The 12,854-nt window shown below is 73.6% G+C and carries 13 protein-coding genes; 5 read left to right on the top strand and 8 right to left on the bottom strand.

Annotation, left to right across the window (positions count from 1 at the left end):
* Nucleotides 1–39 precede the first annotated feature (39 nt).
* Both ACVW2K_RS03740 and ACVW2K_RS03735 read left to right on the top strand, forming a co-directional pair.
* Nucleotides 40–888, top strand: coding sequence for an alpha/beta fold hydrolase (locus ACVW2K_RS03740; protein ID WP_457201594.1), 849 nt, complete (start codon nucleotides 40–42; stop codon nucleotides 886–888).
* Nucleotides 885–1,409, top strand: coding sequence for a GNAT family N-acetyltransferase (locus tag ACVW2K_RS03735; protein WP_457201593.1), 525 nt, complete (start codon nucleotides 885–887; stop codon nucleotides 1,407–1,409). The genes ACVW2K_RS03740 and ACVW2K_RS03735 overlap by 4 nt, the downstream gene beginning before the upstream one ends.
* On the opposite strand, the gene ACVW2K_RS03730 is transcribed toward ACVW2K_RS03735, so the two are convergent.
* From ACVW2K_RS03730 to ACVW2K_RS03700, 7 genes are all read right to left on the bottom strand, one after another.
* Nucleotides 1,310–2,056, bottom strand: coding sequence for a DinB family protein (locus tag ACVW2K_RS03730; RefSeq protein ID WP_457201592.1), 747 nt, complete (start codon nucleotides 2,054–2,056; stop codon nucleotides 1,310–1,312). The genes ACVW2K_RS03735 and ACVW2K_RS03730 overlap by 100 nt on opposite strands.
* Entirely contained in the window at nucleotides 2,053–2,688 is a 636-nt protein-coding gene (locus ACVW2K_RS03725) for an MBL fold metallo-hydrolase (protein ID WP_457201591.1), read from the bottom strand. The genes ACVW2K_RS03730 and ACVW2K_RS03725 overlap by 4 nt, the downstream gene beginning before the upstream one ends.
* The gene (locus tag ACVW2K_RS03720) at nucleotides 2,675–3,250 is read right to left on the bottom strand and encodes a GNAT family N-acetyltransferase (RefSeq protein WP_457201590.1); all 576 of its coding nucleotides are present in this window, start codon (nucleotides 3,248–3,250) and stop codon (nucleotides 2,675–2,677) included. Before ACVW2K_RS03720 ends, ACVW2K_RS03725 begins: the two co-directional genes overlap by 14 nt.
* Before the next feature lie 13 nt (nucleotides 3,251–3,263).
* Entirely contained in the window at nucleotides 3,264–4,064 is an 801-nt protein-coding gene (locus tag ACVW2K_RS03715) for a family 16 glycosylhydrolase (protein ID WP_457201589.1), read from the bottom strand.
* Between the two features lie 102 nt (nucleotides 4,065–4,166).
* On the bottom strand, nucleotides 4,167–5,570 hold the full coding sequence (locus ACVW2K_RS03710; protein WP_457201588.1) for an NAD(P)/FAD-dependent oxidoreductase: 1,404 nt from the start codon (nucleotides 5,568–5,570) through the stop codon (nucleotides 4,167–4,169).
* A complete protein-coding gene (locus ACVW2K_RS03705; RefSeq protein ID WP_457201587.1) occupies nucleotides 5,557–6,864 on the bottom strand; it encodes an aminotransferase class III-fold pyridoxal phosphate-dependent enzyme in 1,308 nt (435 codons plus the stop codon). The genes ACVW2K_RS03710 and ACVW2K_RS03705 overlap by 14 nt, the downstream gene beginning before the upstream one ends.
* A gap of 11 nt (nucleotides 6,865–6,875) precedes the next feature.
* On the bottom strand, nucleotides 6,876–8,369 hold the full coding sequence (locus ACVW2K_RS03700) for a CoA-acylating methylmalonate-semialdehyde dehydrogenase (RefSeq protein ID WP_457201586.1): 1,494 nt from the start codon (nucleotides 8,367–8,369) through the stop codon (nucleotides 6,876–6,878).
* Between the two features lie 81 nt (nucleotides 8,370–8,450).
* On the opposite strand from ACVW2K_RS03700, the gene ACVW2K_RS03695 reads away from it, so the two are divergent.
* On the top strand, nucleotides 8,451–9,986 hold the full coding sequence (locus ACVW2K_RS03695; protein ID WP_457201585.1) for a PucR family transcriptional regulator: 1,536 nt from the start codon (nucleotides 8,451–8,453) through the stop codon (nucleotides 9,984–9,986).
* Between the two features lie 98 nt (nucleotides 9,987–10,084).
* Here the strand turns inward: ACVW2K_RS03695 and ACVW2K_RS03690 are convergent, their stop codons facing one another.
* The gene (locus tag ACVW2K_RS03690; RefSeq protein ID WP_457201584.1) at nucleotides 10,085–10,726 is read right to left on the bottom strand and encodes a LysE family translocator; all 642 of its coding nucleotides are present in this window, start codon (nucleotides 10,724–10,726) and stop codon (nucleotides 10,085–10,087) included.
* A gap of 49 nt (nucleotides 10,727–10,775) precedes the next feature.
* Between ACVW2K_RS03690 and ACVW2K_RS03685 the strand changes: the two genes are divergently transcribed.
* Nucleotides 10,776–12,047: a lactate 2-monooxygenase gene (locus tag ACVW2K_RS03685; protein ID WP_457201583.1), complete on the top strand. Its 1,272-nt coding sequence runs from the start codon at nucleotides 10,776–10,778 to the stop codon at nucleotides 12,045–12,047.
* The gene (locus ACVW2K_RS03680) at nucleotides 12,040–12,840 is read left to right on the top strand and encodes a GNAT family N-acetyltransferase (protein WP_457201582.1); all 801 of its coding nucleotides are present in this window, start codon (nucleotides 12,040–12,042) and stop codon (nucleotides 12,838–12,840) included. Before ACVW2K_RS03685 ends, ACVW2K_RS03680 begins: the two co-directional genes overlap by 8 nt.
* Nucleotides 12,841–12,854 lie beyond the last annotated feature (14 nt).

Raw genomic sequence — 12,854 nt, 5'->3', positions numbered from 1 at the left:
GTCTTGACAGGACAAACAAATAGTACGATCGTTCGTATTATGACACAGATTGAGACGCGTCCGGCCCGGCCCGCCGCGCACGCCCGGGCGGGTGCCCTGCTCGACGCCACCGCCCGCGTCTCCCCGCGGCTCGCCGGGCGGGTCGCCCTCGAGCTCTGGCGCCGCCCGGGCCGGCCCGGGTCGGTGCGCACGTCCGAGCGCCCCGTCCACGACGCGGCGACGATCTCGTACGTCGACCACCGCGGCCGGGTCACGGCGTACTCCTGGGGCGATGGCGAGCGGCCGGTGCTCCTCGTGCACGGCTGGGGGTCTCGCGCCTCGCGGTTCGCCGGCCTCGTCGCCGCGCTCCTGGACCACGGCTACAGCCCGGTGTCGTACGACGCGTGGGCGCACGGCGCGAGCCCCGGCCCGGTCCGCACGATCCTCGACCACCAAGTCGTGATCGACGCCCTCGCGGAGCGGTACGGCGGGTTCGCGGGCGTGGTCGCCCACTCCTTCGGCGTCCCGGTGGCGCTGCATGCGGTCTCGGCGGGCCGGGTGGCCGCGATCAGCGGGATGGGCGACTTCGGCTACCTGACCGACGGGTTCTGTGCCGAGCTCGGGGCCGGCGAGGCGGTGAACCGGGAGCTGCGGCGGGCGATCGAACGTCGGTACTTCGACGGGGACACCGGCATCTGGGCGCGCTTCTCGGTCGCACCGGTGCCGGGCCGCGAGCTGCTGGTCGTGCACGACGCCGAGGACCGGGTCGTCGACGTCCGCCAGGCCGACGTGCTCGTCGCCGCGGGTGGCGAGCTGGTCCGCACCAGCGGGCTCGGCCACTCCCGGATCCTGGGCGACCCGGGCGTCGTCGCCGAGGTGGTCGCGTTCCTCGACGGGAGCCCGCGGTGACCCCCGACGTGCGCGCGGCCGGCCCCGGGGACTTCGCGCTCCTGGACGGGCTGCTGCGCGGCCTGTCGCGCGACTCGGCGTACCAGCGCTTCCAGACCGGCATCGGCGAGCCGAGCCCGAGCCTGGTCCGCGCCCTGCTGCCCCCGGAGGGCGCACTGCTGGCCTTCGCCGGCGACGAGGTGGTCGCGCACGGGCTCTGGGTCCGCGCCAGCCGGGCCGCCGAGGTCGCGCTGGTCGTCGCGGACGCGCACCAGCGCACCGGCATCGGTACGGCGCTCGCGCAGGCCCTGGTCGACGACGCGGCCGCCCGCGGGATCACCCGGATCGAGGCGTACAGCGGCGCCGGCAACGAGGCGGTCGCGCGGCTGGTGGCCCACCAGGCGCCGAACGCCCTGCGGGTGCTGGACGGACCGTCCGTGACCTACACGTTCGCGACGAGCACGGCGAGGTCGCGCTCGGCGTACTCCCGGTGCAGCCACTCCTCGGTCAGGATCGCGCCGAGCACGCGGGTGACCGGGTAGCGCTCGGGCGCCGGGTAGCCGGGACCCTCGACCGGCTGGGTCGTCCCGGCGAGCCGCTCGTCGGTGAGGCCGGCCAGCACCTCCCGGACGACCGCGAAGCGGGACTCCCGGACGGCCAGGATCTCGTCCAGGCTCGGCCGCGCATCCGGGTCGTTCGGGATCCCGGGGATGTCCTCCATCTCGGTGAACGGCAGGCCGAGCGGATCGTAGGGCCAGGGGTCGCCGACGTAGGCACGCAGCACCCAGGCGTCGGTCGCGAACACCAGGTGCCGCAGCGTCTCGATGAACGACCACTCGTCCCGTACCCGCTCGTGGAGCATCTCCTCCGGTACGCCGCGGGCGCGCTCGATGGTGGCCGCCCAGCGACGCTCGGTCATCTCCCAGCCGGCGCGGAAACCGTCGGCGGTCTCCGCGCGGACCAGCACCCGGTCGGGGTCCCGCCGGTCCAGCTCTGCCTCGATCAGGGGGCCGATGTCGACGCCGTTGATCGTCACGTTCTGGATGCCCGCGTCGATGTCGACGTTCTCGAGCCACAGGCCGCGCATCACGACGTTGCGCAGGTAGACGTTGCGCCACCACGAGTCGCTGAGGTCCACCTCCTCGACGCGCGCTCCGGTCAGGTCCCTGCGGTAGAACTCCTCGGTCACGGGCACCACTCCTCGTCGTCGTGCGCGAACACCACGCGCCTCGGGTCGAACTCGAGCAGCCGGGCCATCCACCCGGGCTGGTCCGGCGCGGTCCAGTCGACCGCGTGCTCGTGCGACTGCCCGGCGAGCACGACGGACCCGTCGTCGCACTCGACCACCAGCGACTGGTGGCCGTCGACGTGGCCCGGCGTCGGGACGACGTGCAGTCCAGGGAGGGGGGATGCCTCGCCCTCGAGCAGCTCGTAGGTCACCCCCTCGAGGAGGTGCTCGAACGTGTAGCCACCTGCTCGCGCGGTGGCGAGCTCGCGCCGCTGCGCCAGCACCGGCGTCGGGCCGAGCAGCGGGTTGCCGCCGCAGTGGTCGAAGTGCAGGTGGCAGTTGGCGACCAGCAGGAGCTCGTCGAGCGAGACACCGGCGCGGGACAGGGCGTCGCGCAGGTCGGTGCGCCGCGGCTGGTACCACGCCTCGGTCTCGTCGTCGCCGCGTCCCATGCCGGTGTCGAGCAGCACCAGGCCGGCGTCGTGCCGGACCAGGTAGCCGTTGACGACCTCGACCCGGGGCGCGCCGCCGGTCTCCTCGGCGGGCCGGGTGAAGGTGCCGAGGGGCACCCGGCGTACGTCATCGACGCGCACGCCACTCCTCCTCCAGCAGGGCGTAGCCCATGCCGTCGAGCCAGCCGCGGTCGCGGTGCAGGGAGTCGCGCACGTTGTGGGCCTCGCGACGCATGCCGACCCTCTCCATCAACCGCCACGAGGCGGTGTTGTCCGCGAAGCAGAGCGCCGTGACCCGGCGCAGCCCGAGGTGCGCGAAGCAGATCTCCAGCACAGCCTCCACCGCCTCGGTGCCGACGCCCCGGCCGGCGTACGGCGGCGCGACGACCCAGCCGAGCTCGGCCTGCGTCCGCTTCGCCTCCTCGACGACCTCGGCCTGGGCCCAGGGGTCCTCGATCCGGATCATCAGGTCGCCGACCACCTCGCCGTCCAGCTCGATGACGAGCGTGGACGCGAGCCGGTCCTCGGCGAGGAACACCCCGGCGTACTCCTCGCGGTCCTCGACCCGGTGCGTCAGCCACTCCCACACCGACGGCTCCTGGCGGAACGCCCAGGTCGCGTCGACGTCGTCGGGCGTGGCCGGGCGAAGGGTGAGGCGGGCGGTGCGGATCGGCCAGGGTACGGCGCTGAGGTCCTGGGTCACCGCGCCATTCTGCTCACTTGTGGCGTGCGGCGCAGGTGTCCTTGTACGTGCCGAGAGCGGGGTGCGGAGCGGTGGTCGACCGCTGGTTCGGCTTGCGGAGCGTCCAGTAGCGCAGCCAGTCCATCTGCATGCGGGCCTGGTTCATCCGCTTGCCGTCCTCGGCGAGCATCGTGAACCGCACCGCGAACGGGACCCCGGAGAGCGCGTCCTGACGCTTCTCGGTGCTGACCACGTGGGCGTCGACGAACCACGAGATCCGCTTGCGGGTCACCTCGACGGCGAAGGTGTGCCACTGGTCGTTGTGCAGCCCCAGGCCCTTGCGCATGATGTAGCGGTTGTGCGGCCGGGTCCGGATGTAGTGGCTGACGATCGTCTTGTTCGGCGTGTAGGCCTCGAGCGCGATGTTGTTCGCGCCGCAGTACTCCGGGCGCTTGCCGGCGGGCACCAGCTCGGTCATCACGCGGTAGTTCTGGTGGCCGTGGCCGTACTGGCGCGACCGCAGCCGGATCTCCCAGCGACCGACCTCGTGGCCCCTGGTGACCTGGGTGGCGCTGACGGTGCCGCGCTTCGCGGTGTTCAGCGTCAGCATGCCGTGCTGGTTGCGGACCGCGCCCGGCCCGGAGACGTGCCACTGGCTGTGCTTGAGCGGGCCCACGAACCGGTAGTCGACCGGCGCCTTGCCCCAGCCGTACACGCTGCCGGCGTGCACCGGGCCCGGTGCGGGCTGCGCCTGGGCCGGAGCGGCGAGCGTGGCCACGAGGGCGGCGGTGCCGAGGGTCGCGAGGGTACGGCGGAGGCGGTGCGTCGAGCTCATGGTCGCCCAAGGTACGTCGAGGTACCGCGGGTCAGTCAAACCGGCGATCTCGGGTCGTCCGCCTGAGGGTGGCGTATTCACGCGCGAGAGGCGGACGACCCGTCAGGAGTCGAACCCGAGGCCCGCCCGGTCGAGCGCCTTGAGGAACAGGTTGCGGCGGCCCTGGCGGTGGTCGGCCCGGTCGAGGGACCGGCGGGTCAGCTCGATGCCCAGGTCCGCGACCGGCGACGGCGGGAACGGCAGCGGCTTGCGGCGCACCATCTCCAGCGAGGTCCGCTCGGTGGTGAGGCCGGACAGCCGGTCCAGCATCACCTCGGCGGCGAACCGGGTCGCGCCCACGCCGAGACCCGTGAAGCCCGCGGCGTACGCCACCCGCCCCTTGGCCGTCAGCCCGTGGAACGCCGCGAACCGCGTCGAGGTGTCGATCGCGCCGGCCCAGCGGTGGCTGAACCGCACGTCCTCGAGCTGCGGGAAGACCGTGAGGAAGTGCGACGCCAGGCGACGGTACGTCGCGGGCCGCTCCTCGTGCGCGCTGTCGACGCGGCGGTGGTGGATGGCGTCGTACCCGCCCCAGAGGATCCGGTCGTCGGCGGTCAGCCGGGAGTAGTGGAACTGGTTGGCCAGGTCGCCGAGGCCCTGCCGGTTCGCCCACCCGACCGAGGCGAGCTGCGCGGACGTGAGCGGCTCGGTCATCAGGACGTAGTCGTAGACGGGCACCGTGAGCAGCCGGGTCCGGCGCAGCAGCGACGGGAAGACGTTGGTCGCCAGCGCCACCCGCTCGCTGGTGACGGTGCCACCCGGCGTGCCGACGCGGACCGGTCCGCGCGCAGGCGTCTCCAGCGAGGTGACCGTCGTCCGCTCGTGGATCTCGACGCCCAGGCCGGCGGCGACCCGGGCGAGCTCGCGGGCCAGCCGGGCCGGGTGCACCAGTGCGCAGCCCTCGCGGTCCCACTCGCCGGCGAGGAAGAGCGGGCTGTCGATCTCCCGTCGTACGGCGGCCGCGTCCAGGAAGTCCGGCGACTCGCGCAGCCACTCGACCTGGTGCTCCTCGACCGCGACCGACAGCGCGCCGGTGCGCTCGAACTGGCAGTCGAGGCCCAGCGAGGAGACATCGGCCTCGACCGCGTCCAGGTTCTCCCGGCCGAGCCGGTCGAGGACGTCGTACTCCGCGGGCCAGCGGCGCCGGCCGTTCTCCTCGCCGTGCGTGAGGCTCGCCTCGCAGAAGCCGCCGTTGCGCCCCGACGCCGCCCAGCCCACGGACTGCGCCTCGAGCAGCACCACCCGCGCGCCGGGGTTGCGCCGCTGGGCGAGCAGCGCGGTCCACAGCCCGCAGTAGCCGCCTCCCACCACGGTCAGGTCGGCGCTGCCGTCGCCGGTCAGCGCCGGGTACGACGTGCCGGGTGCGTCCTCCAGCCAGAACACCGCGTGCCGGCTCGGTGCCAGCGCGGCGTCGACGACGGCGGCGGGAGGGGCGAGTCGCTCGTAGACGGTGCTACGACTGCGCATGCTGGTCGCCGGCCTTGAGCGCGTCGTCGAGGATGGCCAGGCCCTCGCGGGCCTCCTCGTCGCTCATCGTGCACGGCGGGACCAGGTGGATCCGGTTGGTGTTCGAGAACGGCAGCACCCCGGCCGACTTGCAGGCGGCGACCACCTCGTTGAGGGCGCCTGGCGACAGCATCGCCTTCGTCTCCTGCGAGATCACCAGGTCGATCGCCCAGAACGCACCGACTCCACGGACCTCGCCGACGCACGCGTGTCGCGCCGCGATCTCGGCCAGCCCGGGCCCGAGGACCTCACGGCCGAGGCGATCCGCCTTCTCCACGATGGCCTCGTCGCGCATCGTGTTGATCGTCGCGACCGCCGCGGCGGTGGCGAGCGGGTGACCGGAGTAGGTCAGGCCGCCGGGGTAGGGGCGGTGCGCGAACGTCTCCGCGACCGGGTCGCTGATGATCACGCCGCCGAGCGGCACGTAGCCGGAGTTCACGCCCTTGGCGAACGTGATCAGGTCCGGTACGACGTCGTACCGGTCGAGCGCCAGCCAGGACCCGGCGCGGCCGAAGCCGGCCATCACCTCGTCGAGGACCAGCATGATGCCGTGCCGGTCGCACAGCTCGCGGACGCCCGGGAGGTAGCCCGGCGGCGGCTCGAAGATGCCGGCCGTGCCCGGGATCGTCTCGAGGATGATCGCCGCGATCGTGTCCGGTCCCTCGGCCTCGATGGTGCGCGCGAGGTGGGCGAGCGCGCGCTCGCACTCCTCGGCCTCGGTGGTCGCGTGGAACTCCGAGCGGTAGAGGAACGGCCCGAAGAAGTGCACCGTCCCGGCGGTCGCGGTGTCGTTCGCCCAGCGGCGCGGGTCGCCGGTCATGTTGATCGCGGTCTGGGTGCCGCCGTGGTAGCTCCGGTAGGTCGACATCACCTTGAAGCGGCCGGTGTGCAGCCGGGCCATCCGGACGGCGTGCTCGTTGGCGTCGGCCCCGCCGTTGGTGAAGAACACCTTCTCGAAGCCGTCCGGCGCGACCTCGCTGATCAGCCGGGCGGCCTCGGAGCGCTGGTCGTTCGCGAACTGGGGCGCGATCGTGCAGAGCCGGTCTGCCTGCTCCTTGATCGCGGCGACCACGCGCGGGTGTTGGTGGCCGATGTTGGTGAACACCAGCTGGCTGGAGAAGTCGAGGTAACGGCGGTCCTCGTCGTCCCACACGTACGAGCCGCGGGCGGCCGTGATCACCATCGGCGTGATCTCGGCCTGCGCGGACCAGGAGTGGAAGACGTGCTTGCGGTCCAGCTCGAAGGCGGTGCTCATGTCGGCTCCTGTCAGTGGTTCTTGGGGAAGGCGAGCTCGAGGCCGCCGGCGGTGGCGGGGTCGGGCCACCGGGTGGTGACGACCTTGCCACGGGTGAAGAAGTGCACGCCCTCGGTGCCGTGCGCGTGGGTGTCGCCGAACAGCGAGGCCTTCCAGCCGCCGAAGGAGTAGTACGCCATCGGCACCGGGATCGGCACGTTGACGCCGATCATGCCGACCTGCACGTCGGTCTCGAAGGCGCGGGCCGCGCCGCCGTTGCTGGTGAAGATCGCGACGCCGTTGCCGTACCTGTTGGCGTTCACCAGGTCCAGCGCCTCCTGGTAGGTGTCCGCGCGGACGACGCTGAGCACCGGCCCGAAGATCTCGTCGGTGTAGACGCTCATCTCCGGCGTGACGTGGTCGAACAGCGTGGGGCCGAGCCAGAAGCCGTCGCTCGCGCCGTCGGCGTCGACCTGCCGACCGTCCACGACGAGGCTCGCGCCCTCGGACTCGCCGGCGTCGACGTACGACGCCACCTTGTCGCGGTGGGCCAGCGTGACCAGCGGGCCCATGTCGGTGCCCCGCTCGCCGTCGCCGACCCTGAGGGTGCCGGTGCGCTCGGCGATCTTCTCGACGAGCGCGTCACCGGTGTCACCGACCGCGACCACGACGCTGATGGCCATGCAGCGCTCGCCGGCCGAGCCGTAGCCGGCGCTGACGGCCGCGTCCGCGGCCAGGTCGAGGTCGGCGTCGGGGAGGACGACCATGTGGTTCTTCGCGCCGCCGAGAGCCTGCACCCGCTTGCCGGTGCGGCTGGCGCGCTCGTAGACGTACTCGGCGATCGGGGTGGAGCCGACGAAGCTGATCGAGGCGACGTCGGGGTGGTCGAGGAGCCCGTCGACGGCGACCTTGTCGCCCTGGAGGACCGTGAACACACCGGCAGGGAGGCCGGCCTCGGCCCACAGCTCGGCGAGCCAGATCGAGGCGGACGGGTCCTTCTCGCTGGGCTTCAGCACGACCGCGTTGCCGGCGGCGATCGCGATCGGGAAGAACCACATCGGGACCATCGCGGGGAAGTTGAACGGGCTGATGATGCCGACCACGCCGAGCGGCTGGCGGACGCTGTGCACGTCGACGCCGGTCGAGACCTGCGGGGAGTTGCCGCCCTTGAGCAGGTGCGGGATCCCGCACGCGAACTCCACGACCTCCTGGCCGCGCGCCACCTCGCCGAGGGCGTCGGAGTGCACCTTGCCGTGCTCGCTGGTGATGATCCGGGCCAGCTCCTCCTTGCGCTCGTTGAGCAGCTCGCGGAACCGGAACACCACCTGGGTGCGGGCGCTGACCGACGTGGCCGCCCAGTCGACCGCGGCCTTCCTGGCCGAGGCGACCGCGGCCTCGACGTCCTCCGCCCCGGCGAAGGCGACGCGGCCGGTGACCTCGCCGGTCGCCGGGTCGGTGACGTCGCCGGCGCGGGTGCTGGTGCCGGGGTGGGCCTGGCCGTCGATCCAGTGCGGGATGGTTCTCATGCCCCCATGCTGGCGACCCACCGCCGGACGGGCGAGGGACGATCTGTCCTTCGTCGTACGACGGATGCGACACTGTGTCGCATGCCGGTCACCGTCCGCGAGGCGCTCGCCCTCCCCGCGCTGTCGGCCGGCGACCCGGTCGTGCTCAGCGGTGAGGCGGGGCTGGACGCGGCACTGCGCTGGGTGCACGTGTCCGAGCTGCACGACATCGGCGGCCTGCTGTCCGGCGACGAGCTCGTCCTGACGACCGGTCTCGGGATGGCTGCGTCGGCGGACGCGGCCGACGACGTCGTCCGGCAGCTCGTCGGGGTCGGCGCCGCCGGACTGGTGGTCGAGCTCGGCGCGGCGTACCCCTCGGTGCCGGAGCCGGCGCTGCGACGGGCCCGGGCGGCCGGGTTCCCGGTGGTGGTGCTCAACCGGCCGGTGCGGTTCGTGGACGTGACCGAGGCGGTGCACCGGGCGATCGTGGCCGAGCAGTTCGAGGAGGTGCGGTTCGCCGGTGACGTGCACGCGACGTTCACCGAGCTCGGCCTGGCCCGCGCGCCGATGGCGCGGCTGGTCGAGGCGGCCGCGGACCTCGCCGGGAGCTCGGTGGTGCTGGAGGATCTCTCGCGGCGGGTGCTGGTGCCGGCCGCGCGGGCCGAGCCGGTCGACCGGCTGCTCACCGACTGGGAGCGGCGGTCCCGGCTGACGCCGTACCTCCGGACGACGGGCGTGGGCGGGCCCGAGCGGTGGCTGACCACGCCCGTCGGGATCCAGGGCGGGGCGTGGGGACGGCTGGTCGTGACCGCGCCGCGCGACGAGGCCCGGGTCCGGCTGGTAGCCGAGCGGGCGGCTCAGGCGCTCGAGCTCGGCCGGATGATCGAGCGCGACGAGACCTCGCTGCAGCTGCGTGTGCACGGCGGCTTCCTGCTGGACCTCCTCGACGACCGGCTCGGCACCGAGGCCGTGGCCGCGGCCCGGCTGCGAGGCCTCGGCGTACCCGGGTCGGGGACGTTCGTCGGCGCGGTGGCGCGGCTGCGCTCCGAGGGACCGGTGGACCGGCTGGTGTCCGCCCTGGGCGGGATACCGGGCCTGGTGGGCGTGCTCGACGCGGTGCACGTGGGGCTGCTGGTCCCGGCCGGTGCGGACCTCGACGGCATCGCCCGCGGGCTCACCGCACTGGAGCCCGACGCGGTGCTGGCCGCCGGTCACCCGGTGTCCGGGGTGCTCGCGGCGGCGGCCTCGCTGCGCTCGGCGCGGGCGGTGGCCGACGTCGCGGCGACCCTGCCGGGCGTGTCCGGGTGCGTGCGGCAGGCCGACATCCGGCTGCCCGGCCTGCTGATGTCGCTCCGCGAGGACGCCCGGCTGCAGGAGTTCGCCGAGGCCGAGCTCGGTGCGCTGCTCGAGCACGAGGCCCGGCACGGCGGCGGGCTGGTCGACCTGCTGCGCCAGTTCCTCGCCGTCGGCGGCAACAAGACCGAGCTCGCGCGGGTCGCGCACCGCAACCGCACCTCGCTCTACCCCGCACTGCGCCGGCTCGAGGAGCTGGTCGGACACCCGCTGGACGACCCGGCCTCCCGGCTGTCGCTGGGGGTGGCGCTGCTGGCGTACGACCAGGCCCGCGAGCTGCGCTGACGAGGAACTTGTCCGCGGAAACCCGACGGACACGCCGGGCCGCCTCGGCGTGTCCGTCGGGTTTCTCCGGCTGACCGGAGAAACCCGCCGGCGCGTCGCTACTCCGTGGCCGCGAGCGTGGCGCCGAGGCCGATCATCATCACGCCGCCGGCGACGCCGAGCTTGTCGAGGCGCGCCGGACGCCGGGCGAACCAGTCCCGGGCGCGCGAGGCGGCCAGCGCCCAGGCCGAGTCCGAGCACGCCGCCATCACGCCGAAGATCACGCCGAGCAGGGCGAGCTGGAGGCCGGTGTGGCCGGCCGCCTCGTTGACGAACTGCGGCAGGAAGGCCACGAAGAACACGATCGTCTTCGGGTTCGTCAGGCCGACGGTGAAGCCGACCCGGAGTGAGCGCAGCGCGGCGGCCCGCACCACCACGGACGTGTCGACGGCGTCCAGCGCCGCCCGGGCGTCCGCGCGGTGCCGGATCGCCTGGATCCCGAGCCAGATCACGTACACCGCGCCGCAGACCTTCAGCACGACGTACGCCTCGGTGCTGGCCGCGACGACGGCACCCAGGCCGACCGCGACGAACATGACCTGGGTCGTGACGCCGATCGCGTTGCCGACCACCGAGAGCAGCGCGTCGCGGCGGCCGACCGTGAGGGCGCGGCCGATCGTGAACAGCAGGCTCGGCCCGGGCACCTGGATGAAGAGGGCGCTCGCCACCACGAAGGCGAGCCACTGGCTGGTCGTCGGCACCGGCCCATTCTGCGGGCAACCGGGCCTCGACGGCACACTGTTTCCCGTGGTGAGCATCGGTCGAGAGATCCAGGGCGACATCTACCGGGCCGGCGTCTTCGGTCACAAGCCGGTGGTGCCGGTCGAGCCGGTGGCCCTCGCGGCCGCCGCCGAGCGCCGGATGAGCCCTGAGGCGTGGGCGTACGTCGCCGGGGGGGCCGGCCAGCACCGCACCGTGCAGGCCAACACCGACGCGTTCGCGCGGCACCGCATCGTGCCGCGGATGCTCGTCGACGTCGGCGAGCGTGACCTGTCCGTCGAGCTGCTCGGCCGCACCCTGCCGGCGCCGCTGCTGCTCGCGCCGATCGGCGTCCTCGAGATGGCGCACCCGGACGCCGAGCACGCGGTCGCCGAGGCCGCCCGCGACCTCGGCCTGCCGATGGTGATCTCCACCCAGGGCTCGGTGCCGATGGAGGAGACCGCCCGCGCCCTCGGCGACAGCCCGCGGCTCTACCAGCTCTACTGGAGCAACGACGACACCGTCGTGGACTCCTTCGTACGCCGGGCGGAGGCGATCGGCAGCGACGCCCTGGTGGTCACGCTCGACACGCACCTGCTCGGCTGGCGGACCCGCGACCTCGACCTCGGGTACCTGCCGTTCGCGCGCGCCGAGGGCATCGCGCAGTACACCAGCGACCCGGCGTTCCGCGCCCTCGCCGAGGCTCGCGCGCAGAACCCGTCCGGCGATCCCACGCCCCGGCCGACGGTCGCCGCGGTGAGGTCGCTGCTCAGCATCGCCCGGCACTATCCGGGGAAGATGCTCGACAACCTGCGCTCGCCGGTGCCCCGGGCCGCGGTCGAGACGTTCCTCGACGTGTTCTCCCGGTCCACGCTCACGTGGCAGGACCTCGCCTACCTGCGCGAGCGCACCTCGATGCCGATCTACCTCAAGGGCGTCCAGCACCCCGACGACGCGCGGCTGGCGATCGAGCACGGCGTCGACGGCATCGTGGTCTCCAACCACGGCGGCCGCCAGGTCGACAACGCGATCGCGTCCCTGGACGCGCTGCCCGGGGTCGTCGACGCGGTCGACGGTCGGGTGCCGGTGCTGTTCGACAGTGGGGTGCGCAGCGGCGCGGACGCCTTCGTCGCGATCGCCCTCGGCGCGCGGGCCGTGCTCGTGGGCCGGCCGTGGGTCTACGGCCTCGCGCTCGCCGGCGCGGACGGCGTCCGTGCGGTGCTGCAGCACCTCCAGGCCGAGCTGGACCTGACCATGGCCCTGGCGGGCGTGAAGTCGGTTGACGAGATCACGCGGGACCTGCTGGTCTCGGCCGGTGACTGAGCTCCGCGCCCTCGCCCAGGCCTGTCTCGACGCCGACGGCGGCCTCCCGCTGCTGACCGAGGAGCACATCCTGCGGGCCCGGCTGCACTCGGGCGAGACCCGCGAGATCCGTACCCCGGACGGGAGCCTGGTGGCCGCCGCGGCCGTGACGGTCCGTGGGGACGGCGCCTCGACCTCGGGCCTGGTGCACCCCGCGCACCGGGGGCAGGGGCACGGGCGCGAGCTGCTCGGCTGGGCGCTCGAGCGCGCCGGCGGCGTACCGCTGACGGTGACGTGCGAGAACGTGAATCCCTCGGCCGAGCGGCTCTACGCGCGGTTCGGCCTGGAGCGGTTCTTCGCGGAGCAGGTGATGCGGCACCCGCTCGGGTCGGTGCCCGACGTGGCCGCGCCGGAGGGCGTGACGCTGGTGCCGGTCGCGGACGCGAGCCGCGCGGACCTGTTCGCGGCGTACGCCGCGTCCTTCAGCGATCGCCCCGGCTTCCCCGACCCGACCGAGGAGGAGTGGCTCGAGGAGCTCGACGGGGACCCCGAGTGGCGCCGCGACGTCTCCGCGGTGGCGCTCGGCGAGCACGGCGAGCCGGTCGGGTTCGTGAACGTGCTCGGCTGCTGGGTCGACCAGGTCGGGGTCGTCCCGGCCTGGCGCGGCCGCGGCCTGGGCGCGCACCTCGTGGTGCGCGCGCTCGCGGGGCTGGTCGGCGAGGCCTGGCTGAGCGTCAACCTCGACAACCCGGCCGGCGACCTCTACGCGTCGCTCGGCTTCGAGCGGTACGGCGTGCGCGGCCGCTGGGCCTGAGCGCCGAGCACCCG

Source organism: Nocardioides sp. HB32 (assembly GCF_054058995.1).
Note: the sequence above shows the minus strand (reverse complement) of the source record. Positions and strands in the feature narration are given on the sequence as shown.